Origin of the sequence: Streptomyces uncialis, from assembly GCF_001905345.1 — a bacterium.
GTDB classification, from domain to species: Bacteria; Actinomycetota; Actinomycetes; order Streptomycetales; family Streptomycetaceae; genus Streptomyces; species Streptomyces uncialis.
Map to the genome: position 1 here is coordinate 1,142,558 of NZ_LFBV01000002.1, position 25,440 is coordinate 1,167,997.

At 70.0% G+C, this 25,440-nt stretch carries 23 protein-coding genes; 12 read left to right on the forward strand and 11 right to left on the reverse strand.

Going from position 1 to position 25,440, the window contains the following annotated elements:
- Positions 1-363: 363 nt before the first annotated feature.
- Both dnaB and AB852_RS13165 read left to right on the forward strand, forming a co-directional pair.
- On the forward strand, positions 364-1,860 hold the full coding sequence (gene dnaB, locus AB852_RS13160) for a replicative DNA helicase (RefSeq protein ID WP_073787261.1): 1,497 nt from the start codon (positions 364-366) through the stop codon (positions 1,858-1,860).
- Positions 1,861-2,048: 188 nt separating this feature from the next.
- A complete protein-coding gene (locus AB852_RS13165; protein ID WP_073787263.1) occupies positions 2,049-2,771 on the forward strand; it encodes a VOC family protein in 723 nt (240 codons plus the stop codon).
- A 115-nt stretch (positions 2,772-2,886) separates the two neighbouring features.
- On the opposite strand, the gene AB852_RS13170 is transcribed toward AB852_RS13165, so the two are convergent.
- Together AB852_RS13170 and AB852_RS13175 are read right to left on the reverse strand one after the other, a co-directional pair.
- Complete coding sequence (locus AB852_RS13170; protein WP_073787265.1) at positions 2,887-3,450, reverse strand: dihydrofolate reductase family protein; 564 nt, start codon at positions 3,448-3,450, stop codon at positions 2,887-2,889.
- A 342-nt stretch (positions 3,451-3,792) separates the two neighbouring features.
- Positions 3,793-4,902, reverse strand: coding sequence for an FAD-dependent oxidoreductase (locus tag AB852_RS13175; protein ID WP_073787267.1), 1,110 nt, complete (start codon positions 4,900-4,902; stop codon positions 3,793-3,795).
- A gap of 102 nt (positions 4,903-5,004) precedes the next feature.
- On the opposite strand from AB852_RS13175, the gene AB852_RS13180 reads away from it, so the two are divergent.
- The 3 genes from AB852_RS13180 to AB852_RS13190 all read left to right on the forward strand — a co-directional run bounded on the left by AB852_RS13180 (position 5,005) and on the right by AB852_RS13190 (position 8,085).
- Positions 5,005-5,685, forward strand: coding sequence for a TetR/AcrR family transcriptional regulator (locus tag AB852_RS13180; RefSeq protein ID WP_073787269.1), 681 nt, complete (start codon positions 5,005-5,007; stop codon positions 5,683-5,685).
- Positions 5,686-6,022: 337 nt separating this feature from the next.
- Positions 6,023-6,634, forward strand: a complete 612-nt coding sequence (locus AB852_RS13185) for a dihydrofolate reductase family protein (RefSeq protein ID WP_073787271.1) — start codon at positions 6,023-6,025, stop codon at positions 6,632-6,634.
- Positions 6,635-6,696: 62 nt separating this feature from the next.
- Complete coding sequence (locus tag AB852_RS13190) at positions 6,697-8,085, forward strand: serine hydrolase domain-containing protein (protein WP_073787273.1); 1,389 nt, start codon at positions 6,697-6,699, stop codon at positions 8,083-8,085.
- Positions 8,086-8,158: 73 nt separating this feature from the next.
- On the opposite strand, the gene AB852_RS13195 is transcribed toward AB852_RS13190, so the two are convergent.
- Together AB852_RS13195 and AB852_RS13200 are read right to left on the reverse strand one after the other, a co-directional pair.
- Positions 8,159-8,611 (reverse strand): GNAT family N-acetyltransferase, encoded by a 453-nt coding sequence (locus AB852_RS13195; protein WP_073787275.1) that lies wholly within the window; start codon positions 8,609-8,611, stop codon positions 8,159-8,161.
- 196 nt (positions 8,612-8,807) lie between these two features.
- Positions 8,808-9,272, reverse strand: coding sequence for a MarR family winged helix-turn-helix transcriptional regulator (locus AB852_RS13200; RefSeq protein ID WP_073787277.1), 465 nt, complete (start codon positions 9,270-9,272; stop codon positions 8,808-8,810).
- Positions 9,273-9,415: 143 nt separating this feature from the next.
- Between AB852_RS13200 and AB852_RS13205 the strand changes: the two genes are divergently transcribed.
- Positions 9,416-10,654, forward strand: coding sequence for an MFS transporter (locus tag AB852_RS13205; protein WP_073787279.1), 1,239 nt, complete (start codon positions 9,416-9,418; stop codon positions 10,652-10,654).
- A 113-nt stretch (positions 10,655-10,767) separates the two neighbouring features.
- On the opposite strand, the gene AB852_RS13210 is transcribed toward AB852_RS13205, so the two are convergent.
- Positions 10,768-11,643 carry a GNAT family N-acetyltransferase gene (locus tag AB852_RS13210; RefSeq protein ID WP_073787281.1) on the reverse strand — a complete coding sequence of 292 codons (876 nt, stop codon included), beginning with the start codon at positions 11,641-11,643 and terminating at the stop codon, positions 10,768-10,770.
- Positions 11,644-12,421: 778 nt separating this feature from the next.
- Between AB852_RS13210 and AB852_RS13215 the strand changes: the two genes are divergently transcribed.
- Complete coding sequence (locus AB852_RS13215; protein WP_073787283.1) at positions 12,422-14,029, forward strand: globin domain-containing protein; 1,608 nt, start codon at positions 12,422-12,424, stop codon at positions 14,027-14,029.
- A 129-nt stretch (positions 14,030-14,158) separates the two neighbouring features.
- Here AB852_RS13215 and AB852_RS13220 read toward each other — a convergent pair whose 3' ends face one another.
- From AB852_RS13220 to AB852_RS13235, 4 genes are all read right to left on the reverse strand, one after another.
- Entirely contained in the window at positions 14,159-14,641 is a 483-nt protein-coding gene (locus AB852_RS13220) for an NUDIX domain-containing protein (RefSeq protein ID WP_073787285.1), read from the reverse strand.
- A 66-nt stretch (positions 14,642-14,707) separates the two neighbouring features.
- Positions 14,708-15,613 carry a LysR family transcriptional regulator gene (locus tag AB852_RS13225; RefSeq protein WP_073787287.1) on the reverse strand — a complete coding sequence of 302 codons (906 nt, stop codon included), beginning with the start codon at positions 15,611-15,613 and terminating at the stop codon, positions 14,708-14,710.
- 263 nt (positions 15,614-15,876) lie between these two features.
- Complete coding sequence (locus AB852_RS13230) at positions 15,877-17,115, reverse strand: cystathionine gamma-lyase (RefSeq protein ID WP_073787289.1); 1,239 nt, start codon at positions 17,113-17,115, stop codon at positions 15,877-15,879.
- Positions 17,116-17,322: 207 nt separating this feature from the next.
- Positions 17,323-17,703 carry a phage holin family protein gene (locus AB852_RS13235; protein ID WP_073787291.1) on the reverse strand — a complete coding sequence of 127 codons (381 nt, stop codon included), beginning with the start codon at positions 17,701-17,703 and terminating at the stop codon, positions 17,323-17,325.
- A gap of 103 nt (positions 17,704-17,806) precedes the next feature.
- On the opposite strand from AB852_RS13235, the gene AB852_RS13240 reads away from it, so the two are divergent.
- From AB852_RS13240 to AB852_RS13255, 4 genes are all read left to right on the forward strand, one after another.
- Positions 17,807-18,124: a cupin domain-containing protein gene (locus tag AB852_RS13240; RefSeq protein WP_073787293.1), complete on the forward strand. Its 318-nt coding sequence runs from the start codon at positions 17,807-17,809 to the stop codon at positions 18,122-18,124.
- A 236-nt stretch (positions 18,125-18,360) separates the two neighbouring features.
- Positions 18,361-18,573 carry a DUF5326 family protein gene (locus tag AB852_RS13245; protein WP_073787295.1) on the forward strand — a complete coding sequence of 71 codons (213 nt, stop codon included), beginning with the start codon at positions 18,361-18,363 and terminating at the stop codon, positions 18,571-18,573.
- Between the two features lie 320 nt (positions 18,574-18,893).
- Entirely contained in the window at positions 18,894-19,658 is a 765-nt protein-coding gene (locus AB852_RS13250) for an IclR family transcriptional regulator (RefSeq protein WP_073787297.1), read from the forward strand.
- A gap of 100 nt (positions 19,659-19,758) precedes the next feature.
- On the forward strand, positions 19,759-20,196 hold the full coding sequence (locus AB852_RS13255) for an SsgA family sporulation/cell division regulator (protein ID WP_073787299.1): 438 nt from the start codon (positions 19,759-19,761) through the stop codon (positions 20,194-20,196).
- Between the two features lie 132 nt (positions 20,197-20,328).
- Here the strand turns inward: AB852_RS13255 and AB852_RS13260 are convergent, their stop codons facing one another.
- On the reverse strand, positions 20,329-21,918 hold the full coding sequence (locus AB852_RS13260) for a YibE/F family protein (RefSeq protein ID WP_073787312.1): 1,590 nt from the start codon (positions 21,916-21,918) through the stop codon (positions 20,329-20,331).
- A gap of 230 nt (positions 21,919-22,148) precedes the next feature.
- On the opposite strand from AB852_RS13260, the gene thiC reads away from it, so the two are divergent.
- Entirely contained in the window at positions 22,149-24,188 is a 2,040-nt protein-coding gene (thiC, locus tag AB852_RS13265; protein ID WP_245876739.1) for a phosphomethylpyrimidine synthase ThiC, read from the forward strand.
- 210 nt (positions 24,189-24,398) lie between these two features.
- Here the strand turns inward: thiC and AB852_RS13270 are convergent, their stop codons facing one another.
- A complete protein-coding gene (locus AB852_RS13270) occupies positions 24,399-25,298 on the reverse strand; it encodes a hypothetical protein (protein ID WP_073787315.1) in 900 nt (299 codons plus the stop codon).
- Positions 25,299-25,440: the final 142 nt, after the last annotated feature.

Sequence of the window (25,440 nt, forward strand, 5' to 3'; positions counted from 1 at the left end):
GATCTTGCTCCGACTGGGAAAGTTTTTCTTCTGCACAGCCGGTGGATGGGAAAGTGCCAGGTCAGGATGGGTCCGTTGCGGCGGACGAGTGCTTGTTCACAGCGCTGTCCACCGGGTCGTGCACAGTTTTCAGCGACTTCTCCACAGCGTAGGGGCTGTTATCCACAGAGCCTGTGGATAACCAGATTGGCTGACGGTGCCCGCGGGCCTACCGTGGTCCGGCGCCCGTCCTGTCCTCCGCTGTCGGAAAGCTCGCAAAACCGACGCGTCGTCACCGGAGTTGGGGCTCTTATTTGTCAGTGTCGTGCCGTAGGAATGAGGGGCACGGCGAGGTCCGCTCCGCGGACGGGAGGAGGTGGCCCGGTGAGCATTTCCGAGCCCTTGGACGAGCCGTGGGCCGACAGCGGTCCCAGTGACCGGCTGCCCGTCTCCCGCCAGCGCGGGGAACGCGGTGAGCGAGGTGAACGCGGCCGAGGCCGTGAGGACCGGCACGACCGGGGCGGCGAAGGGTCCTGGGAGGGGGGCGGCGGAACCGCCTTCGAGCGGGTGCCCCCGCAGGACCTCGACGCGGAGCAGTCGGTGCTCGGCGGCATGCTCCTGTCCAAGGACGCCATCGCCGACGTCGTCGAGGTCATCAAGGGCCATGACTTCTACCGGCCCGCACACGAGACGATCTACCAGGCGATCCTCGATCTGTACGCGAAGGGGGAGCCCGCCGACCCGATCACGGTCGCCGCGGAGCTGGTCAAGCGCGGTGAGATCACCAAGGTGGGCGGTGCCTCGTATCTGCACGGTCTGGTGCAGACGGTGCCCACGGCGGCGAACGCCGAGTACTACGCGGAGATCGTCCATGAGCGGGCCGTGCTGCGCCGTCTGGTCGAGGCGGGCACCCGGATCACCCAGATGGGGTATGCGGCGGACGGCGACGTCGACGAGATCGTCAACAGCGCCCAGGCGGAGATCTACGCGGTCACCGAACAGCGCACCAGCGAGGACTACCTTCCGCTCGGCGACATCATGGAAGGCGCGCTCGACGAGATCGAGGCGATCGGGTCACGCAGCGGGGAGATGACGGGTGTCCCGACCGGGTTCACCGATTTCGACTCCCTCACCAACGGGCTGCACCCGGGACAGATGATCGTCATCGCGGCCCGGCCCGCGATGGGTAAGTCCACACTGGCGCTGGACTTCGCCCGCGCCGCCTCGATCAAGAACAATCTGCCGAGCGTGATCTTCTCCCTCGAAATGGGACGCAACGAGATCGCGATGCGTCTGCTGTCCGCCGAGGCGCGGGTGGCGCTGCACCATATGCGCTCGGGCACCATGACCGACGAGGACTGGACCCGGCTGGCCCGCCGGATGCCCGATGTCTCGGCCGCGCCCCTGTACATCGACGACTCCCCCAATCTGTCGATGATGGAGATCCGGGCGAAGTGCCGTCGGCTGAAGCAGCGCAACGATCTGCGGCTCGTCGTGATCGACTATCTCCAGCTCATGCAGTCCGGTGGTTCGAAGCGGGCCGAGAGCCGTCAGCAGGAGGTCTCGGACATGTCCCGGAATCTGAAGCTGCTGGCCAAGGAGCTGGAGGTACCGGTCATCGCGCTGTCCCAGCTGAACCGTGGCCCCGAGCAGCGCACCGACAAGAAGCCCATGGTCTCGGACCTGCGGGAGTCCGGTTCCATCGAGCAGGACGCCGACATGGTGATCCTGCTGCATCGCGAGGACGCCTACGAGAAGGAGTCGCCGCGCGCCGGTGAGGCCGACCTGATCGTCGCCAAGCACCGAAACGGCCCGACCGCGACCATCACGGTGGCCTTCCAGGGCCACTACTCACGCTTCGTCGACATGGCCCAGACGTAGGCCGCTGCCGTTGTAGGTTCCCAGATCTCGCGTCCTTTCCCACTGACGATGTCCACTGCGTGTTCAATTGGACAGGCGAATGGGACTCATGCCGTGTGGGCGGTAGTTGGGCGTTAGCCAGTTGACCGGGTGGCACCGGTTGGGCAGGCTCCAGCACGACCCGCCTGCCCCCACCGGGAGACCTACGGATGACTTCTCACCTGCACGCGCTCTCCTTCGATGCGCACGACCCGCTCCGTCTCGCGCGCTTCTGGGCGGACTTTCTCTGCTGGGAGACAGCTGAGGACTCCCCCGACGGCATCACACTGCTTCCCAGCGATGACACCGGGTTCCGGCTCCGCTTCCTCCCGACCCAGGAGCGGAAGACAGGCCAGAACCACATGCACTTCGATCTGACGAGCACGTCCCTCGACGACCAGAAGCAGGTGGTGGAGAGGGCGCTCCAACTCGGCGCCCGGCACATCGACATCGGGCAACGCCCGGAAGAGGGGCATGTAGTGCTCGCCGACCCCGAGGGCAATGAGTTCTGTGTCATCGAGCCGGGCAACAGCTTCCTCGCCGAGTGCGGATTCATCGGAGCGCTGGCGGGCGACGGTTCGCAGGAGACCGGGTACTTCTGGAGTCGAGCGCTGGGCTGGCCCTTGGTCTGGGACCAGGACCAGGAGACCGCGATCCGTTCACCGCACGGAGGTCCGAAGGTCACATGGGGTGGTCCACCCCTGATGCCGAAGACGGGGAAGGAACGGCTGCACTTCGACCTCGCTCCACCGGCCGGCAGTGACCAGCAGACGGAGGTCGATCGGCTCGTCTCCCTCGGGGCAACGCGCATCGACATAGGCCAAGGGGACGTCGACTGGGTGGTGATGGCCGACCCCGACGGTCACGAGTTCTGTGTGCTGACCCCCCGATAGGGCCTCAGATTTTCCACGACCCCGAGACGCTGACCTCTGAGCAGTTCGAGGAGATCTGGGACACCGCCCGCCGGCGAATCACAGCCCAGCCGTCCTGACTTCTGACGCCACCCGCTCAGCGCCTCGTCTCGTACCTGTTCAGGACCACGCCGCCGGGAAACGTCCGTGTCTCCACCAGGTCGAGGTTCACCTGGTTGTCCATCGCGGCGAAGAACGGCGTGCCGCCGCCCGCCAGGACCGGGGCCGTGGCCAGCACGTACTCGTCGATCAGTCCGGCCCGCATGGCCGCCCCGGCGAGCGTCGCGCCGCCGATGTCCATCGGGCCGCCGTCCTCGGCCTTGAGCCGGGTGATCTCGGCGACCGCGTCGCCGCTGACCAGGCGGGTGTTCCAGTCGACCTTGTCGATCGTCGAGGAGAACACCACCTTCGACATGTTCCGCCAGCGGCGCGCGTACTCGATCTCCGCCGGGGTGGCGTCGGGCTGCTGGTCGCCGGTCGGCCAGTAGGAGCTCATCGTCTGCCACAGCTTGCGCCCGTACAGCGTCAGGTCGGTCGCCCGCAACTGGTCGGACCAGAACTGGAACAGCTCGTCGCTCGGCACACTCCAGCCGATGTCGTCGCCGGGCGCGGCGATATAGCCGTCCAGGGTCAGGTTCATGCCGTAGATCAGTTTCCGCATTGCCCAGCCTTCCGTCCGTGGGTGTCCGATGTACAGACCGGCGCGGTGCGGGAAGCTCATCGGTGCGTGATCCGGGTTCGCCGGCAGTCCTCGTGCTCGGGGCTCAGCGTGGTGTACTCGGCCGGCCCGGGCAAGCCACCTGATCCCGGCCTCGGCCTCGCCCTCGCGGGGAAATGCCGCGGATTCAGGATTGATCATGGGTGCCTGGACCGTGAGGCAGCCAAGACCGCCCCAGGTCACGCAAGATCGACAGGTCACCGACGGCGAGACCCGGCACGGTCGTCTGTCGCGCCGACCGTACGACTGCCCCGCCCTGGTCGTACGCGGCTGCCCTCAGTGCCCTCAGCCGGGTCGGAAGAACGCGAGCATGTGCTGGGCGGCGTCCGGTGACATCAGCAATTCCTGGAGGTCGGCGGACATCCGGGCGGCAGCGCCGGTGCGGGCGAACATCTCGCGTTCGTAGTCCTTGACGGCGGTGGGGAAGTCGTCCGGGTGGGTGGCCAGCGCGCGACCGAGCAGGGCGCCGTCCAGCAGCGCCATGTTGGCGCCCTCTCCCACCGGCGGCATCAGATGCGCGGCATCGCCGACCAGCGTGACGTCCGGCGCCGACGGCCAGGTCAGGCCGACCGGGAGGGTGGTGATCGACCGCGGTACGACCGTGTCGTCGCAGGCCGCGATCAGCGCGGTGAAGCGTGGGTCCCAGCCGGGGAGCAGCTCGATCAGCCGCGCCCGGGCGGCGGCCGGGTCGTCGAACGGGATCTCGCTGGTGGCGAACCAGTCCTCTGCGGTGTTGTAGAAGCTGAGCCCGATGCGGACGCGGCCGTCGCCGTTGCGCTGTGCCGCCAGGGACAGCCCGTCGCCGAGCACCCAGTAGCTGCCGCGCCCGACCATCGCCGCGAGACCGGGGTGGGTGCGATCGATGTCGGGTATGCCGATCTCGACGACATTCTGGCCGATATGCGTCGGGCGGGCATCGGTGAGCAGCGCGCGGACCCGGGACCGTGCGCCGTCCGCGCCGACCAGCAGGTCATACGGCGCGCTGCCGCCGTCGGCGAAGCGCAGCAGACCGTTGTCGGCGGATGCGCACGCGTGCCCCCAGCGCACCACCCCCTCGGGGAGGGAGTCCAGCAGCAGGTCGCGCAGATCGGCGCGGTCGACCTCGGGTCGCTCCAGCGGGGCGTCGTCGGGTGTGTCCTCCTGGAACAGCAGGGTGCCGTCCGGCTGGAGAAGGCGCATGTCCTGGCCTTCACCGCGGGCGATCGCGTGGAATCGGTCGATCAGACCGGCCTCGCGCAGCGCCCGCTGGCCGGAGTGGATGTCGAGCATGCCGCCCTGGCCGCGCGCTCCGCGTGATGTCTCACGTTCGTACACGACGGAATCCATACCGTTCAGGTGCAGCACACGGGCGAGAGCCAGGCCGCCGAGGCCGGCTCCGACGATGGCGATGGTCATGGGTGCCCCTTCGATACGCCGTACGGGTCGATGCACCGTCCGAAGCGATACACCGTACTCATCGATACACTGTATCGATCGATGCGATGTACTGTGAGCGGCATGTTGGTGTGGGAGAGGCCGGAGCCGTCGAATCGTCCCGTGCCGGCGCCGTTGAGCCGGGAGCGGATCGTGCGAGCGGCGGTCCAGCTGGCCGACGCGGACGGCCTGGACGCGGTGTCGCTGCGCAAGGTCGCCACCGTGCTGGATGTCCGTCCGATGCGGCTGTACGGCTACATCGACGGCAAGGAGGAGTTGCTCGACCTCATGGTCGACGCCGTCCACGCCGAGATCCGGCCGACCGGGGGCGGCTGGCGGGAGGTGCTCCGGTCTCTTGCCGAAGCCACCCGGCACGCCGCTCACGAGCACGAGTGGCTCGCCGATCTCCTGGGCGGCCGACCCCAGCTGGGGCCGCACGCGCTGGCCAGTGGCGAGGCCGTGGTGGCCGCGCTGGGTGACGTGGACGTGGACGTCGTCATGCCGGTGGTCGCCGCGGTCAACGCGTACGCGATCGGCGCGGTGCGCCGGGAGATCGCCGAACGGCGTGCCGAGCGGGCCACCGGGATGGACGAGAAGCGTTGGCAGGCCGCGCTCGGGCCCTATCTGGAGCGGACCTTCGCCACCGGCCGGTTCCCCGCGCTGGCCACGGTGGTGCGCGATGCCGCCCATCTGGACGCCGACCAGACCTTCCGGACCGGCCTCGACTTCCTGCTCGACGGTATTGAAGCCCGTATCTCCAGGTGACGCGCCTCGTGGCCGGAGGCCGTTCCGGTCCTGATCGGTCAGAGGTCGGGGGCGGCTGATCGGCCTGTTCGTCCACGCGCCCAGGAATCTCCACCGCTGTTGCCGGGTCCGCACTGCCATGAGCCGCAGGGGACCGGCAGCGCGCGGCGCGCGCGGTGGTCGGCGATCCGCGCGGCGCCGTCGGCAGGTATCCGGGCGGTCCGCCGCACGCGGCACTGAGCGGCGAGCTGATGAGGTGTTGCCACGCGCGGGCGGTGTTGAAGCATTGACACCACTTCAAGCTAAGTACTATGTTCGCATCACTTCAAGTGAAGTGCTTAGCGACCACGGGAGTCTTGTGCGTCAGTTGACCTACTGCATCGCCAGCAGCATCGACGGGTTCATCACCGCTCCGGACGGCGGCGACCCGACCGGGCCGGAGGGCTTCTGGCCCATTCCGGCGGACTACATCGAGCACCTGGTCGCGCACTACCCGGAGATCCTTCCCGTGGTCGCGCGGGAAGCGCTCGGGATCACGGCCGAGGGCACGCGCTTCGACACGGCGCTGGAGGGGCGGAAGACCTTCCAGATCGGGCTCGACGCCGGTGTCCCGGACGCGTACCCGCATCTGCGGCACCTGGTGTTCTCGCGCACGCTGAAGCAGACTCCCGGTTCCGCCGTGGAGATCGTCGCCGGCGACCCGGTGGCCCGGGTGCGGGAGTTGAAGCGGGAGGACGGCAAGGACATCTGGCTCGTCGGCGGTTCGGAACTGGCCGGGGCGCTCTACTCCGAGATCGATGAGCTGCTCATCAAGCTCGCCCCGCTCACACTCGGCTCCGGAATGCCGCTGTTCTCACCGCGTACCCCCTTCGCCCCGGCCCATTTCACGCTGACGGACAGTGTGGTGCTGGGCAGCGGGTCGCTGTTCCTCACCTACCGTCGGCGGCGGGACGGGGAACAGGAGTCGTAGGCGAGGTCGGCCTCACAAGAAATGAACTCGACTCCACGGGCCGGAGCGGCTGGACTGGGAGGATGACAACACCTCCTGAACAGCTGCTTCCCGCCACCCGTCGCGCCTTGCTGCACCGCCTCGCGACCACCCAGAGCGAAGGCCGGGCGCCGTCGGTGGCCGCCGCCGTGGTGCGGGACGGCGAGATCGTCTGGGACGGCTCGCGTTCGGCGTCGGACGGCCAGGCGCCGGGTACGGACACCCAGTACCGGATCGGGTCGATCACCAAGACGTTCACCGCCGTGCTGATCCTGCGACTGCGTGACGAAGGTCTGCTGGACCTGGGGGACCCCCTGGAGAAGCACGTTCCAGGCACCGGAGCGGGTGAGGTGACCATCGCCCAGCTTCTCGCCCACGCCGGCGGCCTCGCCGCCGAGAGCCCCGGGCCCTGGTGGGAGCGCACCCCCGGGTCGTTGCGACCGCACCTCGCGGACATCCTGGGCGAGGAGCCGTTCCGTCATCCGTCCGGACGGGTCCACCACTACTCGAACCTCGGATACGCCTTGCTGGGCACCGTGGTGGAACGACTGCGCGGCGCCTCCTGGGAGGACGTGCTGCGCCGTGAGGTCCTGGAGCCGCTCGCCCTGCACCGGACCGCCGCACAGCCCTCGGCGCCGTACGCGGAGGCTTGGGCGGTGCATCCCTGGGCCGATGTGCTGCTGCCCGAACCCGTCGAGGACTACGGGCTGATGGCGCCGGCCGGTCAGCTGTGGTCGACCACGGCCGACCTCGCCCGCTTCGCCGTGTTCCTGTCCCGGGGCGACGACCGGGTGCTGAGCGCGGAGTCGGTACGGGAGATGCGGACCCCGGCGGCGCCCTCCGCGACGCGGGACCTCGCGTCAGGAGCGTCGTACGGCCTGGGGACGCAGGTGCTGCATATCGAGGGGCGGACGTTCGTCGGGCACGGGGGATCGGTGCCCGGGTTCCTCGCGGCACTGCTCACCAGCGTCGACGACGATCTCACCGCGGTGGTCCTGGCCAACTGCACCTCCGGTCCCGCCGTGTTCGTGGCAGCCGTGGATCTCGTACGGATCGTGGCCGAGGCCGAACCCCGTCCTCCGCAGCCGTGGCGTCCGCTGCGCGAGGTGGATCAGGGACAACTGGAGCTGACCGGCCCCTGGTACTGGGGCCCGTCCCCCTACGCGCTGCGCCTCGCGGCGGAGGGCGGTCTCGTACTGGACTCGCTGACCGCGGCCGGACGCGGGTCCCCCTTCCTGGCTCAGGAGGACGGCACCTGGCTTGGCCTGGAGGGCTATTTCGCGGGTGAGGTCCTGCGGGCCGTACGGCGCCCCGACGGCTCGCCGAGTCATCTCGACATCGGGTCGTTCGTCTTCACCCGGGAGCCGTACGACGCGGGGGCGCCCGTGCCGGGCGGGGTGGACCCCGAAGGGTGGCGCGGGCTCAAGCAGTAGCCGGCCTGTGCCCTCCCTCGGCCCGTCGCGCGGTGCGCTGTTCCACGTGAAACAGCGCACCGCCCGCGGTTGCTCAGAGGGCGAGCTTGAACCCGATGTGTGATGCCTGGAAGCCGAGCCGCTCATAGAAGCGATGGGCGTCTGCCCGGGTCGCATCGGAGGTGAGCTGAACCAGCCGGCAGCCCTGGCGGCGGGATTCCTCGACCGCCCATTCGATCAGCCGCGTTCCGAGCCCGCTGCCGCGCTCGTCGGCGTGGACCCGGACGGCCTCGATCACCGAGCGTACGGCGCCCTTGCGGGACAGTCCGGGGATGACGGTGAGCTGAAGGGTGCCCACGACCCGGTCCGCGCGGACGGCCACCATCAGATGCTGGTTGGGGTCGTCGGCGAGCCGCTGATGGGCGGCAAGGTACGGCGTGAGGTCGTCCGGGGACTCCCGCTGGGCGCCGAGCGGGTCATCGGCCAGCATGTCCACGATGGCCTGGATGTCGGCGGCACCGGCCGGACGTATGTCGAGGTCGTTCATGCGGCGAGCCTAGAACCTGTCGTACGGGGACCGGTTGGTGCCGTTGGCCGCGTGGGTGCAGGTGTCCCGGAGGCGCGGTCGGGCGCCCGGTGCGGGTGGGTGAGGCAGCTGGATGGTGGCGGCAGCTGGGTGGTGCGGGCCTGCGAGTGGGGAGGCGGGCGCGCGGGAGACCGGTGGGCGGGCGGCCGGGCCCGGGCTATACCGCTTCCGGGGTGCGGACGGCCTCCACCGCCCGGACCAGGGGCGCCAGCTCCGGGTTCTCGGCGGCGGTACCGAGTGCTTCCCGCAGGGCGTGGTCATGGGTGGGGCGGGCCTCGGCCAGCAGCGCGCTCCCCGCCTCGCTGACTTCGGTGTAGATGCCGCGCCGGTCCGTGGGGCACAGATAGCGGTTGAGCAGGCCCCGGTTCTCCAGCCGGGTCACCAGTCGGGTGGTGGCGCTCTGGCTGAGCACGACGGCCTCCGCTACCTGCTTCATCTGGAGATGCCCACCGGGGCCGTCGTACTGCCGGCTCAGCGTGTTCAGCAGCGAGTACTCGCGCACGCTGAGGTCGTGTCCGGCCTGGAGCGCGTGCTCGATATGGGTCTCGATCCTGCCGTGCAGCAGGGAAAGCGCGCACCAGCCCTGGGCGAGGGCGGTCGGCGTGGGGTCCGTGACGTTCATGGCGGTGGTTTCTCCGTCCCGAGCGGCTGACCCCAGGATAGGGCAGCCATGCAATAGCCCGCGCTTGCAAATATAACGCGTCTGCAATTAATGTGGACGCCTGTTAAGTGTGCCTGCAAGTAGTAGGGAAGGTCGACGTTCTCATGCCACTCGCGATTCTGGCCCTGGCCATCGGGGCCTTCGGCATCGGCACCACCGAGTTCGTGATCCTCGGGCTGCTCCCCGAGGTCGCGGCCGACTACGGCGTCTCGATTCCCACCGCAGGCCATCTGGTGTCGGGATACGCCGTCGGGGTGCTGCTCGGCGCCCCGCTGATGACCGCGCTGGGCACCAAGATCCCCCGGAAGCGGATGTTGATGGCCCTGATGGGGCTGTTCATCGTGGGCAATCTGGTCTCGGCGCTGGCGCCCGTCTTCGGTCTGATGCTGACCGGACGCGTGATCGCCTCACTCACCCATGGGGCGTTCTTCGGCATCGGCGCGGTCGTCGCCGCGGAACTGGTCGCGCCGCACAAGAAGGCCGGGGCCATCGCGATGATGTTCACCGGGCTCACCCTCGCCAATGTGATCGGGGTGCCGCTCGGGACGTACATCGGGCAGACCGCCGGGTGGCGGGTGACGTTCGTGCTGGTCGCCGCGCTCGGCGTGGTGGGCCTTCTCGGTGTGGCGAAGCTCGTACCGGACCTGCCCCGGCCCGAAGGCGTACGACTGCGCCATGAGCTGACCGCACTGCGCGATCCTCAGGTACTGCTGGCCATGGCGATGACCGTGCTGGGCTTCGGCGGGGTCTTCGCGGCCATCACCTACATCGCTCCGATGATGACGGAGACCGCGGGATTCGCCGACTCCTCGGTGACCTGGCTGCTCGTGCTGTTCGGTGTCGGGATGGTCGGCGGCAATCTGGTCGGCGGCCGGTTCGCGGACCGGGCGCTGATGCCCATGCTCCTGGTGTCGCTGGGCGCCCTCGCCCTGGTGCTCGCCCTGTTCACCGTGACCGCGCACCACAAGGCCGCCGCCGCGGTGACCGTCACCCTGGTCGGCGCCCTCGGCTTCGCCACGGTGCCGCCGTTGCAGAAGCGGGTTCTCGACCATGCCCAGGGAGCGCCGACCCTCGCCTCCGCCGTCAACATCGGTGCCTTCAACCTCGGCAACGCCCTCGCGGCGTGGCTCGGCGGGCTGACGATCTCGGCGGGCCTCGGCTACACCTCACCGAACTGGGTGGGCGCCCTGCTCGCCCTGGCCGCGTTGGTCCTCGCGCTGGTGTCCGCCTTGCTGGAGCGGCGGACCGGCGCACCGAGCCGTACGGTGGCGGGTTCGGTCAGGGGGACGCCCGCAAGCGATGAGCCGGCCGATCCGGCGGCAAGGGCGGCCGTGCGGGGGTGAACGCGTGATCTCGCGATCGGTCCGCCGACATGGGCGGTCCGTCTGGTGAGGTGCCTCAGCCGCCCGGTCGGCGGATGTGCCGACCGGGCGGCTCAGGCAGATGCCGGGGGCTGTCAGGCGGCCGCTACGGTCACCGGGGCGAACCGCCGGGTCCAGTCGCCGGGCAACGCCGCGAGACCATAGGTCATCACGGCATTGCTGAACGCCAGGGTGAGCCCCTGCGCACGGAGCCAGGCCAGCAGTTCCTCGTGCCGTACGTCCACATCGATACGCAGCGGTCGTGCCGCGCCCGCCGCGAGTGAGGTGATGAGGGCCTGGGCGGTTTCCGTGTCACGGGCGATCAGGGGGCCGATGACGTCGGTGTCGGTGTTGGGCCAGATGCCCGCGTACCCGATGATCCGGCCGTTGTCCTCGGCCACCCGGAGCCGGTCCGTGAACGCGGGAAGGCGCGCGACCACATGCGTACGGTCCGACCCGAACACCTCACCGTCGAGCCGCAGGATCGTCGACAGATCCTCGCCCGTGGCCGGCCGGGTGCGCACACGGGGGGGCGGCCCGGCGGCGACGAAGGTGCCTCGCACGGTGTTGACCTGGCCCACCGAGGTGAAGCCCAACTCCTCGTAGAGCGGCTGCCCGTTCGCGGTGGCGTGCAAGGTGAGTGGTGTCGACCCCGCCTCCTCCAGGACGTAGCGCATCAGACGGCGTCCCAGCCCCCGGCGGCTGTAGCGCTCCGCGACGAGGACCATGCCGATCGCCTGGAGGTCGGGGCGGCCGGGAGGGCCGTACGACGTCACCACGCAGGCGCCGGCGAGGCCTTCGCCATCGGGGGCGTCGATGCCGTACCCCCTGCCTGCTGTCAGGAGGTGTCCCCACTTGTGGTCTTCCCGCGGCCAGTCGCGGTCTTGTGAGAGGTCGGAGCAGAGCGTGGTGTCCCTGGGGGTCAGTCGGCGGACGGGGAGCGCGGAGAGGGAAAGGGAAGGTGTCGACACGCTGGTCAGGCTGTCTGACGTACCCCCCTGGCGTCCACCGCTTTGGCGGCACTCGCCCGGAACTTTCGGCCACTGCGGTGAGTCCCGGGCTCTGAAGGCGTGCGGCGCGGCAGGGGCAAGGTACCTGCGCAGGGCGTGGTTTCACGTGAAACGTGACGCACGAACGGACGGGGGCAGGTGTCCGATGCGGGGGTGCCGGGGGTGAGGGTGCTCACGGTCCGTATCCGTTTCAGGTGCTGAATCCCGGTCAGGAGTGCTCTGGAGCCGTGGCGCTGAGGGGTTCCGAGGGAACTCAAGCCGCTTTTCCGGGCGGCTCGGAGCGAATGCGGGAGATACGGACTGTCGATATCTGATGGGTAGGAACAGGTGCGGGTTGCCTGTTCGGGGAAGGAATTCATTTACCGTGCGAGAGGGAATTCCGTTGACGTGCGGGGTACTTGTGCGTTCGGCCGCTACCGGTATCGTCGACTCCGGATCGTGTTCGACGGACCGCGCTCCGTTGCGTCACCGGGGGGAGCGGGGCGGGGCAGCTTAGCCGCAGCAGGGGACCGGCGTCCCGTACTTCACGCTTTGCGCCCATACGGAAATCCTTGGGTGGGAAGCTGCTATGTGATGACTGCGGCCAATGTCACACTTTGGCCCAACTCGTCCGGCCTGGTAGGGAACCACGGTTCAATGAGCACGGCGTGGACCGATGGGCACAGTACGGGGACAGCGGCGACTTCCGATCAGAGAAGTACGCGGATCGACCGAAAGATGCTTGAGGCGAGGCAGAGAAATGGATGCTCCGACCACCATGTCGGCCAATGGCACTTCCGGTGAGGACGACGACGAGCCGGGAGGCGGTTGGTTCTCGTCACGAACGCCCCCTGAGCCGGTGTCCGAGGAGGTCCCGGCCTCGGAGCGGCCCCGTATCGCCGCGCTCCGACCGGTCGGCAGAGGCGCCCGTCCCGTACCTCCATCCGGCCGTCCCGTACCGGAACCCGTACCGGAACCGGCGGACGAGCCTGGGTCCGGTCAGGCGTCCGATCCGGTGGTGGACCCGGGGCCGGTCCCCGCGACGGAGCCGGACCGTGCGCGAATAGCCATCGGTTCCGCCGCCGCTCCGGCCGCTCCGGATCTGTTCGCCACCCTCAAGCCCGTCCCCGCACCGATGCCACCGTCCCGCGTCGGACGGGACCGGCTCGGGCCCGCCGGTGGGTCCGGAGACCTCGGGGCCCCCGGGGAAACCGGCCCGGCCGGACCCACGGGTCCGGCGGACGCCGTCCCGCCCTCCCCCGACGCCGTGCACGTCCGTCGGACCATGGAGGAGATCGAGCCGATCGCCGACAAGGTCACCTCGTACTTCTACGCACTGCTCTTCCTCCGGCACCCGGATCTGCGGTCCTTGTTCCCCGCGGCGATGGACACCCAGCGGGACCGGATCCTCAAGGCGCTGCTGACCGCCGCCGAGCACATCGACAACACCGATGTCCTGGTGGAGTACCTCCAGAACCTCGGGCGCGGGCATCGCAAGTACGGCACCCGCCCCGAGCACTACCCGGCGGTCGGTGAGGCGCTGATCGGCGCGCTGTCGAGCCATGCGACCGACTCGTGGGGCGAGGAGTGCCAGGCGGCCTGGGTCCGTACCTATACGACGATCTCGCAGATCATGATCGACGCGGCTGCCGCCGACGAACTGCGCGCGCCCGCCTGGTGGTACGCCGAGGTGGTGGCGCACGAGCTGCGGACCCCGGACATCGCTGTCATCACCGTCCGCCCCGATCAGCCCTATCCCTTCCTGGCGGGCCAGTACGCCGGTGTGGAGACGCCCTGGTGGCCCCGGGTCTGGCGGCACTACTCCTTCGCGTCGGCCCCACGCGCCGACGGGCTGCTGTCCTTCCATGTGAAGGCCGTCCCGGCGGGCTGGGTCTCCAACGCCCTGGTGCACCGGGCACGTCCGGGCGATGTGCTGAGACTGGGTCCGCCCACCGGGTCGATGACCGTCGACCACACCACCCGCAGCGGGCTGCTGTGCGTGGGCGGGGGAACCGGGATCGCGCCGATCAAGGCCCTGGTCGAGGATGTCGCCGAGCACGGGGCCCGCCGGTCCGTCGAGGTCTTCTACGGAGCCCGCACCGATATCGATCTCTATGACATCGACACCATGCTGAGGCTCCAGCAGGCGCACCCCTGGCTCTCGGTCCGTCCCTTCATCGACGCCGAGGCGCACCGTCAGCTTCCCGACGCGGTCAGGGAGTTCGGTCCCTGGTACGAGTACGACGCCTATTTGTCCGGACCGCCGGGGATGATCCGCAGCGGTGTCCACGCGCTGCGGGACACCGGGGTCCCGGTCAGCCGCATACGGCACGACTCCGTGGAGGAACTGGTCGCGGCGGGCTCCTGAGGCGGGCTCCTGAACCGACCGCGCCAAGCCGTCCCGTCCCTCGGCCCCGGCCCCGGACCCGACGCCAAGCCCCGACGCGACCTCGGAGCGGGCCCCGCGCCGACGCGAGTCCGGCCCCGGTAGCGCAGCTCAGGCCAGGTCAGGTGCGTGCATGGCGCGTACGCCTTCGATGTTGCCGTCCAGGTAGTGCCGTAGCGACAGCGGTACGAGATGCACCGAGGCGATCCCGACCCGGGTGAACGGCACCCGTACGATCTCGTACTCCCCGCAGGGCTCGTCGATCTCGGGGCCGTGCCGCAGGGAGACGTCCATCGACGCCAGTCGGCAGACGAAGAAGTGCTGCACCTTCACTCCGGTCGCGCCGCCGTCCTCGCCGATGTGCTCGACGGTGTCCACGAAGCAGGGGACGACATCGGTGATCTTGGCGCCGAGCTCCTCATGGACCTCGCGGTGCAGGGCGTCGACGACGGTGGCATCGCTGGTTTCCACCCCGCCACCGGGGGTGAGCCAGTACGGGTCGACCCCGGGCTTGGTCCGCTTGATCAGGACCAGGTCGTCGCCGTCGAGCAGGATGGCGCGGGCGGTGCGTTTGACCACGGGGCGGACCTTCATGGGGGAAATGTGGCCCGGCTGGTTCCACGTGAAACATCGCATGCCGATCACGGTGTCCCGACCCGCTCAGTCCCAGCCTGTTCCAGCTCGCAGCAGCCACTCATGGGCCCGGGCGATATGCGGCATGGACAGGGTCCCCGTGCGCACCACCAGGAAGTAGGTGCGCAGGGGCGGTACCGCAGGTTCCAGCAGGGCGACCACCTCTCCACGGGCCAGCGCCGGGGCGGTGAGATAGCGAGGTACGACCGCGAGGCCGGCCCCCGCCCGGGCGCAGGACAGAACGGCCCGCAGATCGGGGACCACCACCGTGCCCGAGGCGGCCGGGACCGCGTCGAAGACGGTGGCCCAGTAGCGGGTCACGAAGGGCAGGGACTCATGGACCTCGACCACGGGCAGGTGCGCCAAGGCCTGGACGCCCTTGCGGCGCAGCCGGCCGGGGCCGAGCCGGGCGGCCCAGCGGGGAGCCGCGATCAGTACATGCTCCTCGTCGCACAGCGCCGTCGCGGTGAGCAGGCTGCCGCGCGGCCGGGCTGTCGAGATGGCCAGATCGTGGTGCCCGGCGGCGAGACCCTCCAGGGAGTCCTCGGCGGTGCCGAAGGAGGCGCGTAGCGCGAAGCTCCGGCCGTCCTGTCCGGTCATGGTGGCCAGCGAGGGGAGTGCGCGCTCGGCGGTGAACTCGGGCGGGCCCGCGAGATGGAGGGTCCGGGGTGTGTACTCCCCGTCCAGCCCTGTCTCGGCGATCTCGGCCAGGGCGTCGAGATGGGGGGCGGCCTTGTGGGCCAGTTCGTCACCGATGGACGTGGGGGTGACACCGCGCGCCTGGCGCAGGAACAGGGGTCGGCCGAGCTGGCGTTCCAGCGTCCGGATCTGTGAGGTGACGGCGGGCTGCGAGAGTCCGAGCAGGGCGGCGGCCCGGGTGAAGGAACCCGCCCGGTGCACGGTCACGAAGGTGCGCAGCAGAGCCAGGTCCATCGTGCGCCTCCTCCGGTCCCCGTGGTGATCGGACGGCCCACTATAAATATGTCGATAGGTCGCTGTCGCTACGGTGATTGGACACCGACACAGGGTCAACTAGCCTTGGTCGCGCGGTTCTTCGCGCGTTGAACCGCGACCGGCGGTCCGAGCCACGAGGGGGGAGGCTCGGGCCGTCCGCTCCGTCCAGGGCCCTACGGACGTACGTGTATGAGGCGCGGCGCGGGCCCGGCGCCGTCGCGCCGGGCCAGGGAACGCAGCTGTCAGACGGTCAGCTGGTCCAGGGCGTTCAGGATGTCCCGTACCAGGTCATCGGGGTCCTCGATGCCGACGGAGAGCCGGATGAAACCCTCCGGAACGGGGTCCCCGCCCCAGCGGCGACGGCGTTCCGCGGTGGAGCGGACCCCGCCGAAACTGGTGGCGTCGTCGACCAGGGTCAGCGCGTCGAGAAAGCGCTCGGCGTGCTCACGGGACGGCAGGGTGAAGGACACCACACAGCCGAAGCGCCGCATCTGCCGGGCGGCGACGGGGTGCGCGGGATCGTCGGGCAGTCCCGGATAGCGCAGCCCGGACACCTCGGGCCGGGTCCGCAGCGCTTCGGCGACCGTGAGCGCGGTCGTGCACTGCCGGTCCGCGCGGAGCTGGAGCGTGGCCAGCGAACGGTGCGCCAGCCAGGCCTCCATGGGGCCGGGGATCGCGCCGATGATCTTGCGCCAGCGGCGTACGGCGGTGGCGGTCGCGCTGTCACGGCACGAGACATAGCCGAGCAGGACATCGCCGTGCCCGGTCAGCTGCTTGGTGGCGCTGGCCACGGAGAAGTCCGCGCCAAGCTCCAGCGGGCGCTGGCCCAGTGGGGTCGCCAGGGTGTTGTCGACGGCGACCAGGGTGCCCTGGGCGTGCGCGGTGTCGATCATCCGGCGCAGATCGCAGACGTCGAGCCCGGGGTTCGACGGCGTCTCGATCCAGAGCAGCCGTGCCCCGTCGAGGACATCGAGCTGGGCGTCCCCGGCGGTCGGCGCGGTCCGCACCTCGATGCCGTACGCGGTGAGCTGCTCCCGGACGAGCGGCAGGACCTGGTAGCCGTCGGCGGGCAGGACCACGGTGTCCCCCGCGCGCAGCTGGGAGAAGAGGGTCGCCGAGATCGCGGCCATGCCCGAGGCGAACACCAGCGTCTCGGCGGGCCCGCCGTCCGCGCTCTCCCCCGCGGTCGCGGCGTTCGGGCCGGGTTGGCCGGCCACCCCGAAGGGGGCCTCCAGCTCGCTGATGGCCCGCTCCAGCAGGGTCCAGGTGGGGTTCTCGTCCCGTCCGTAGCGGTACGGGCCCGTCGCGTCGCCCGGCAGATGGAAGTGCGCGGCGAAGACGGGCCCGGGGAGCGCGGGCTCATGCTTCACGGGGTCCGGCAGCCCGGCCCGTACCGCGCGTGTGCCGTCCCCGGCCGGGACCGGTCCCGTACCGCCCGCCGCGTCCCGGGCCGGAGTCCGTTCCGTACCGTCCGCTGCCATCCCGAACCGCCTTCCTCGCTGTACTGCGGCGTTCCACCGCCCGGGTAGCCGCCGTGAGCGGGTTCCCGCCCGCGGTCCCGGGCGCCGCCGGACACGGCACGCGTCCGCCGACGCCTCCGCCACCAGGGTCGGTCATGTCGGGGCGGGACGGGACGGCGGGGGTGGTGGCACCCCGCCGGACGCACGGCCGGGCCGGACGGGCCGGGGTCAGCTCTTGTCGTCGGGCAGGACGACGTTCAGCGCCCAGGACACGATGGAGATGATCAACGCGCCGAGCACGGCGGTCCAGAAGCCCTCGACATGGAAGCCGACGTCCAGCAGGTCGGCGACCCAGGAGGTGAGCAGCAGCATCAGGGCGTTCACGATCAGTGTGATCAGCCCGAGGGTGAGAATGAACAGGGGGAAGGTCAGGATCTGCACCACAGGCTTGACGAGGATGTTCACCAGGCCGAAGATCAGCGCGACGACGATCAGCGTGAGCGCCCTGGCGCCCGTGCTGTCGCCGGTGAGGGTGATCTTGTCCAGCAGCCAGATCGCGACGGCCAGGGCCCCCGCGTTGGCGATCGTCTTGACCAGAAAATTCATCATGTGTCTGATCGTGACAGACGCGCCCGGCGGTTGACCCGGCGCGGAGGAGAACGCGGGCATCGCGGGGGCGGCTCCCGGAGCGGACAAGGACGGACAGAGGACCATGAAGGCATTCCGGCTGGAAGAGCTGGAGATCGAGCGGGCCACGAACGACGGGGCGTATCTCCAGTTCCTGCGCGAGCGGAACATGTCGGTCGGCCTCTACGCGCTGGACGCGGGTGCGGCCGATCCGCAGCAGCCGCACGGCCAGGACGAGGTGTACTTCGTGGTGAGCGGACGGGCGTCGATCACCGTGGGGATGGAGACGACCCTGGTGGCCCGGGGCAGCGTGGTCTACGTACCGGCGGGGGTTCCGCACAAGTTCCACCACATCACCGAGGACCTGCGGGTGATGGTGGTCTTCTCCCCACCGGAAGGCTGAGCTCCGTTCTCGGGGTTCCGTCAGGGTGCGGTCAGGGGAGGACAAGGGCTCCGCGGCGTCCGCCCGGCGCTCACGCGTCCTAGCATCGAAGGCACGTACCAGGGGACCCGTCCCTCCCGGGACGCCCGTCCGCACCGGTCGTGCGGCGGCCGGGCGGGCCGGACACCGGGTCCCGACCGGGTACGGGCCGGTGCGGCGCTGCCGAAGGACGGCGCGCGAAGTGGAAGGACAGGACTGTGCGGGAGATCTTCGCGGGCATGCCGTGGTGGGTGAAATGGGTCGTGGTGCCGGTCGTCGCGCTGTTCGTGTTCGGCGGACTGATCGTCGGGGTGCTCTCGGTCCTCGTCGGCCTGCTCTTCAAGGCGCTGGCGCTGGTCGCGGCCGTGGCCGGGCTGATCTATGTCGTGCGGAAGTTCACGGCGTCGACATCCGCACGGAGCGGTTGGTAGGCCGCGGCGGTCGGTAGTCCTGGCGGTTCGGTGGTCAGGGCGGCTCGGTAGCCCGGGCGGCTCGGTGAACAGGGCCGCTGGTGGCCCGCGGTGGCCATAGTCCGGGGCGGCAGGCATGCCTGGGCCACAGGTGGGCCGGGGTGCGCGGGGGGCCGGGACCGCTCGTCGGCCGGACCGGGATCGGGCGGGACGGCCGGACACGCCGGTACGCGCCGGTGGCCGTGGTCCCCCGGCAGAGGGAAGTTTGCCCTCCGGGGGAGGATAGTCCGGATCGGACGACTAGAGTCCGGTTGGACCTCCAATCGCCACGGGAGTGTGCCTTGGCCCCGGTTGATCCAGCTCCGACCCTGATCGGCTCCGTCCAGCGTGCCTTGCGATTGCTGGAGGCGGCGGCCGGGCATCCGGGCGGCGCGCCCGCCAAGCAACTGGCGCGCGAGGCCGAGGTCGCGCTCCCCACCGCGTACCACCTGCTGCGCACGCTCGCCCATGAGGGCTATGTCCGCCGGGACCGCGGGGTCTATCTGCTGGCGGAGGCGGCCGAGAGGCTGGGCGGTGCGGCGGTTCAGCAGAATCGTCGCGGCATGATCAACGACGCGCTCGCGTACTGCCGTGACACCCTCGGCGCGCCCGTGTATCTCGCGGTGTACCGCGAAGGGGAGATCGAGATCGTCGCGGTGGCCGACACCCCCGCGCATCCCGCGGTCGAGGAGTGGGCCGACTTCCGGGAGACCGGGCACGCCCACGCGATCGGCCAATGCCTGTTGTCACAGCTCGGGGAGAAGGCGCGGCGCGATCATCTGGACCGGCATCCGATCCAGTACGTGACGCCGTACTCGGTGCGCAGCGAGGACGCCTTTCTGCGACGGCTGGCCGCGGTCGACCGGATGCAACCGGTTCTGGAGCATCAGGAGTACGCGCTAGGCACGGTGTGCGCGGCGATTCCGCTCATGGCCGGGAACACCGCGATGGCCATCGGATTCTCGCTGCCGACGCATCAAGAGGAACGATTGCTTCCGACGCTGGCACGATTGGAGCGGGAGGTCGGAAAGCTACTAGGGACACTCGGTTTCTCTATCAGCATCTGAAAACTCACTCCTTGTGATCTGTCGTGTACGTTAAGCAAGATGCCATCAGTGTCAGGGGGATGATTCCTGGCCAAGTCGACGCCACACGACGGGGTAGCCAATGCGCGAGTCGGTACAGGCAGAGGTCATGATGAGCTTTCTCGTGTCCGAGGAGCTCGCGTTCCGCATTCCCGTGGAGCTCGGCTACGAGGCCGCTGATCCGTATGCCGTGCAGCTCACTTTCCATCTTCCCGGTGACGCTCCCGTGAGTTGGACGTTCGGACGGGAACTGCTGGTCGACGGGGTGGCGGGACCCTGCGGGGACGGGGATGTGCATATCGCGCCGGATGATCCGGAGTTGCTGAGCGATGTCCTCATCACCCTTCAGGTCGGCACGGAGCAGGCCGTGTTCCGGGCCGGGGTCGCTCCCCTGATCGCCTTCCTGGACCGTACGGACAAGCTCGTTCCGCTGGGTCAGGAGCGGTCGATGGCCGGATTCGACTCCCTGTTGGACCAGGCGCTGGACCGGATTCTGGCGGAGGAACAGAGCGCGGGCTGACGTCCCGGGCGGGTCGTCAACCGTGAAGTGGTCCGCTCCGGAGGTTTACGCCCGCCGTTCCTGTTGCCGAACGCGGTCCCGGTGCGCGGCCGGCCGGGGCGGCGCGGTGGTGCGGCGGGGTGGTGCGGCGGGTCACTTCTTGCGGCGGCGGCCGCGCCCCGTGGGGGACGGAACGGTCCGTCCGGGAAGGGGCGTCGGAGGCTCCCGGTCCGCGGAGACGACCAGCGCCGCCAGGGCCGTCGTCACCGGGACCGACGCGACCAGCCCGATGGAGCCGACCAGCGTCCGTACGATCTCCTCGGCCACCAACTCGCTGTTGGCGACGGTACCGACCCCGCTCTGCGCGATCGAGAACAGCAGCAGCAGCGGCAGCGCGGCGCCCGCGTACGCCAGGACGAGCGTGTTGACGACCGACGCGATGTGATCCCGGCCGATCCGGATGCCCGCGAGGTACAGCGCCCGGCGGCTCATCGTCGGATCGGCCTGACGCAGCTCCCACACCGCCGAGGTCTGGGTGACCGTGACATCGTCGAGGACACCGAGCGACCCGATGATCACCCCCGCCAGCAGCAGCCCGCTCATGTCGATCGACGGATACAGGCCGTGGATGAGCCCCGTGTTGTCGTCGGTGTCGCCCGAGAGCGCGGCCCATCCGATGAACAGCGACCCCAGCAGCCCGATCAGCAGCAGCGACACCAGGGTGCCGAGAACGGCCACCGAGGTCCGGGCGGTCAGGCCATGGCACATATAGAGCGCGATGAGCATGATCGCGCTGGCCCCGACCACCGCCACCACCAGCGGGTTCGAGCCCTGGAGGATCGCGGGCAGGATGAAGAACGTCAGCACGAGGAAGCTCACGGCGAGCGCGATCAGCGCCATCAGTCCGCGCAGCCGGCCGACCGCGACCACCGCGAGCGCGAACAGCCCGGCGAGCAGGGCCATCGGCAGCCGCCGGTTCACATCGGTCACCGAGTACTGGAGGTCCTGGGGCGCGTCGGGGGCGTACGCGACGATCACCTGCTGCCCCGAGGTCAGCTTCCGGGTCGCGTCCGGCTGCACGATCTCCGTGAACGTCCGGCCCTTGTCGGGGCCCGTGGTCACCTCGACCGTCGCCTTGCCGCAGTCGCCGGTCGCCCGCTGCTGCGCCGAACTGCCCTCGGCCGTCGAGGTGTCACCGGTCGGCGGGACCGCGCCCACGTTCACCGACTTGCAGTCGACCCGGTCGACCTTGGTGACGGTCGCCTGTTGGGTCTGCCGGTCGAAACCCACACCCGTGCGCTCATGTCCGGGCGTCCCCCCGGGCCACAGCACCGCGAGACCCACCACCACGGCCGCCGCGAAGGGGATGAGCACCGCCGCGATGATCCGGCGCAGCCGCGCGGACACGGGAGCCGCCGGACCGTGCGAGTGGGAGTGACCGTGCCCGCCGTGCCCATGACCACCGTGACCGTGCCCCCTGTGCCCGGCCCCCGTCCCGCCGTGCCCGGGTCCGCCGTGCTCCGGTGCGCTGTGCTGCGGTGCGCCGTGCCCGGGACCGGACCGGCCGCCGCCCGGGCCTCCGTACCCGGCGGGCCCCTGGTCGCCCGGTCCGTGTCCGCCGGGTCCGGCGCCCGGCGGATGCCCGTGTTCCGGGGCGTACGGGGGTGACCCATGTGCCGCTCCGGGGAACGGCGTCCGGGGCGGACCGGAGGGCGGGACGGGGGGCTGCGGCGTCGTGGTCACCGCCCGATCATCGCAAGAACGACCGGGGCCCACTGTTCAGCACGCCAGATATGACGCTAGCGTGGAGGCACCTTTGTACACGCGGGAGCTCGGAGCACCGGGCTGAGAGGGCGCTGACCTCCGCTGACGGACGTACTCGACGCATTCGGCGTACGAGCGGTCCGGCGGAGAACGGCTGCGTCGACCGCTGAACCTGTTACCGGGTAATGCCGGCGTAGGGAGTAGGTCTCATGACCATCAAGGATGTACGCACGCCTGCCGTGAACGCGGAACGCGAGACGAACGGCGCGCGGGTCCCCACCGACGAACCCGGGCCGACGGCACAGACCGACGCCCCCTCGACGGCCGGGCGGTCCACGGAAGCCGAGCAGTTCGCCGGACCCGAGCGGTCCGCCGGGGACGGCCCCACCACGGGTACCGGTACCGGTCCGGACACGGAGACCACCGGTCCTGCCGACGCCGACGGTCGGGGTGACGGCACCGAGCCGGACAGCACCGGTCCGGACAGCACCGGTCCGGACGGCACCGGGCCGACCATCGGCTGGCACAAGGGGTACATCGAGGGTTCCCGCCCCGATCTGCGCGTACCGGTCCGGCGGGTCCACCTCACCAACGGCAAGGCCGTCACGCTGTACGACACCTCCGGCCCGTACACCGATCCGCACGCCGACACCGATGTCCGCCGGGGGCTGGCGCCGCTGCGCGACAACTGGATCATCGCCCGCGGTGACACCGAGGAGTACGCGGGACGGCCGGTGCGGCCCGAGGACGACGGGATCAAGCACACCTCGCCGCGCGGCGGACTCCGCAATCTGGACGCGGTGTTCCCGGGGCGGCCCCGCCAGCCGCGCAGGGGCCGGGACGGGCAGCCCGTCACCCAGCTCGCGTACGCGCGCCGCGGTGAGATCACCCCGGAGATGGAGTTCGTGGCGGTCCGGGAGAACGTCGAACCCGAGGTCGTCCGCGCGGAGATCGCCGCCGGGCGGGCCGTGCTGCCCGCCAACGTCAACCACCCCGAGATCGAGCCGATGATCATCGGCAAGCGGTTCCTCGTGAAGGTCAACGCCAACATCGGGAACTCCGCGGTGACCTCCTCGATCGAGGAGGAGGTGGACAAGATGACCTGGGCGACCCACTGGGGGGCCGACACCGTCATGGACCTCTCCACCGGCCGCAACATCCACACCACCCGTGAATGGGTGCTCCGCAACTCCCCCGTGCCGATCGGAACGGTGCCGCTCTACCAGGCGTTGGAGAAGGTGGACGGCAAGGCCGAGGAACTGAACTGGGAGATCTACAAGGACACGGTCATCGAGCAGGCCGAGCAGGGTGTGGACTACATGACCGTCCACGCGGGGGTCCGGCTCCCTTACGTCCCGCTCACGGCCCGCCGCAAGACCGGGATCGTCTCGCGTGGTGGCTCCATCATGGCGGCGTGGTGCCTGGCCCACCATCAGGAGTCCTTCCTGTACGAGAACTTCGAGGAGCTGTGCGAGATCCTCGCCGCGTACGACGTCACGTACTCGCTGGGGGACGGGCTGCGCCCCGGCTCCATCGCGGACGCCAACGACGACGCGCAGTTCGCGGAGTTGCGCACCCTCGGGGAACTCAACCGGATCGCGAAGCGTTTTCACGTACAGACCATGATCGAGGGCCCCGGTCATGTACCGATGCACAAGATCAAGGAGAACATCGACCTCCAGCAGGAGATCTGCGAGGAGGCGCCGTTCTACACCCTCGGCCCCCTGACCACCGATATCGCCCCCGCCTACGACCACATCACCTCGGGCATCGGCGCCGCGATGATCGCCTGGTGGGGCACCGCGATGCTCTGCTACGTCACGCCCAAGGAGCATCTGGGCCTGCCCAACCGGGACGACGTCAAGACCGGTGTCATCACCTACAAGATCGCCGCGCATGCCGCCGACCTCGCCAAGGGCCACCCGGGTGCGCAGGAGTGGGACGACGCGCTGTCGGACGCCCGCTTCGAGTTCCGCTGGGAGGACCAGTTCAATCTGGCGCTCGACCCCGACACCGCACGTGCCTTCCATGACGAGACGCTGCCCGCGGAGCCCGCGAAGACCGCGCACTTCTGTTCCATGTGCGGCCCGAAGTTCTGCTCCATGAAGATCAGCCACAGCATCACGGAACGGTTCGGCGGCGCGGGTGAGGACGGGGCCTCGTTGGACGAGGTCACCGAGGGCATGCTCCAGAAGTCCAAGGAGTTCGCCGCCGGCGGGAACCGGGTGTATCTGCCGATGGCCGACTGACCCCGGCCCGCCTGCGGGCGGACACGCGGTGAGGACCCGTGGGCCTTCCTGGTCCGCGAAGCCGTCCACGGGCCTCACCGCGCACCGGCTGACGTGCCGCTTCACCTCCCCGGCCGAGGTTGCCCCGCGCACCGGCTGACGTGCGGCTTCACGTACCGGATGCCGTGCCGCCCGCCCCGCGTACCTGTGAGGTGGAGCGGCACGTACCGGCTACTCCAGCTTGTGCTCCGGGCCGCCGAAGTCCGGGCTGGAGAAGTCCGGACTTGAGTAACTGGGCCGGGGCCCCGCCGCGGGGCCCCCGTCCGGGCTGCTGAACCCCGGCCGGTGATAGCCGAGAGAGGGCATCCGGCCGGTCGTCGCCTCGGACCTCCGGCCGCCGCCTGTACCCGCCGGGTCACCGTCCACACCGGTGATGGCGCCGGTCGCCGGGGCGTTGGCCAGGGCCTCCTGGAGGAACGGCGTGATGCCGCGTGCCAGCAGTGCCTCGCGCCAGGCCGCGCGGGCGAGCTCGACCTGCTGGTCCAGCTCGCCGCGGGGCCCCGCGCGCAGCGCGGTGGCGTTGTTGCGCAGGGCGGCGATCAGCAGACCGGCCGCGGCGGCGAGGATCGCCGCTGCGGTGATCGCGCCGAAGACCCAGCCCGTGGTGAGCAGGGTCCGGCCGATCGCCAGGTCCGGGGAGACGGCCCGCAGCACATAGCCGACGAGCAGGAAGATCACGGCCGCCGCACCGGCGAGTACCGGCGCGAGCGCCGCGACGACGGCGAGGACCCCGGCGCCCGCGGGCTCCGGCACCTCGCCCATCGTGTCCGCGAGCCCCGCCGTGCGCGGCCCGGACGCGGACCCGGTACCGGACGATCCGGACCCGGTCGGCCCGGACGCGGCCTCGTGGGCCTCTTCGCGGATCTTGACATAGGCGTCGTACTCGTCGGCGGCGGCGTCGGTGATCAGGGCGCCCGCGTTCAGCGCCAGGGTGCGCAGCTGCTCGGTGTTCAACCGGCCTTCGGCCGCGGCGATTTCCGGACGGGCGGAGCGCAGCGCCGCGTCCAGGACGCGCTCGTACTCGGTGCGGTCCTCACTCGACAGATGTTGCGGAACGCTGTTCATGTGCATCCCCCGATGCTCCGTAGGACGTGTGGCTCACATGGTTGAGAGCCGTCGGGCAGAAACGGAGGGGAGCCTGCTACGGATAGTGCGATGGTAGAGCCGCCACGGCTCAAGGTGACAGAGAAATAGCGAAAATCGGCCCCGGGGC

Coding starts and splice junctions, on each gene's coding strand:
- AB852_RS13165 (WP_073787263.1), top strand. CDS start 2,049: ATGACTTCTCACCTGCACGCGCTCTCCTTCGATGCGCACGACCCGCTC.
- AB852_RS13170 (WP_073787265.1), bottom strand. CDS start 3,450: ATGCGGAAACTGATCTACGGCATGAACCTGACCCTGGACGGCTATATC.
- AB852_RS13175 (WP_073787267.1), bottom strand. CDS start 4,902: ATGACCATCGCCATCGTCGGAGCCGGCCTCGGCGGCCTGGCTCTCGCC.
- AB852_RS13180 (WP_073787269.1), top strand. CDS start 5,005: ATGTTGGTGTGGGAGAGGCCGGAGCCGTCGAATCGTCCCGTGCCGGCG.
- AB852_RS13190 (WP_073787273.1), top strand. CDS start 6,697: ATGACAACACCTCCTGAACAGCTGCTTCCCGCCACCCGTCGCGCCTTG.
- AB852_RS13195 (WP_073787275.1), bottom strand. CDS start 8,611: ATGAACGACCTCGACATACGTCCGGCCGGTGCCGCCGACATCCAGGCC.
- AB852_RS13200 (WP_073787277.1), bottom strand. CDS start 9,272: ATGAACGTCACGGACCCCACGCCGACCGCCCTCGCCCAGGGCTGGTGC.
- AB852_RS13205 (WP_073787279.1), top strand. CDS start 9,416: ATGCCACTCGCGATTCTGGCCCTGGCCATCGGGGCCTTCGGCATCGGC.
- AB852_RS13215 (WP_073787283.1), top strand. CDS start 12,422: ATGGATGCTCCGACCACCATGTCGGCCAATGGCACTTCCGGTGAGGAC.
- AB852_RS13220 (WP_073787285.1), bottom strand. CDS start 14,641: ATGAAGGTCCGCCCCGTGGTCAAACGCACCGCCCGCGCCATCCTGCTC.
- AB852_RS13225 (WP_073787287.1), bottom strand. CDS start 15,613: ATGGACCTGGCTCTGCTGCGCACCTTCGTGACCGTGCACCGGGCGGGT.
- AB852_RS13230 (WP_073787289.1), bottom strand. CDS start 17,115: ATGGCAGCGGACGGTACGGAACGGACTCCGGCCCGGGACGCGGCGGGC.
- AB852_RS13235 (WP_073787291.1), bottom strand. CDS start 17,703: ATGATGAATTTTCTGGTCAAGACGATCGCCAACGCGGGGGCCCTGGCC.
- AB852_RS13240 (WP_073787293.1), top strand. CDS start 17,807: ATGAAGGCATTCCGGCTGGAAGAGCTGGAGATCGAGCGGGCCACGAAC.
- AB852_RS13255 (WP_073787299.1), top strand. CDS start 19,759: ATGCGCGAGTCGGTACAGGCAGAGGTCATGATGAGCTTTCTCGTGTCC.
- thiC (WP_245876739.1), top strand. CDS start 22,149: ATGACCATCAAGGATGTACGCACGCCTGCCGTGAACGCGGAACGCGAG.
- AB852_RS13270 (WP_073787315.1), bottom strand. CDS start 25,298: ATGCACATGAACAGCGTTCCGCAACATCTGTCGAGTGAGGACCGCACC.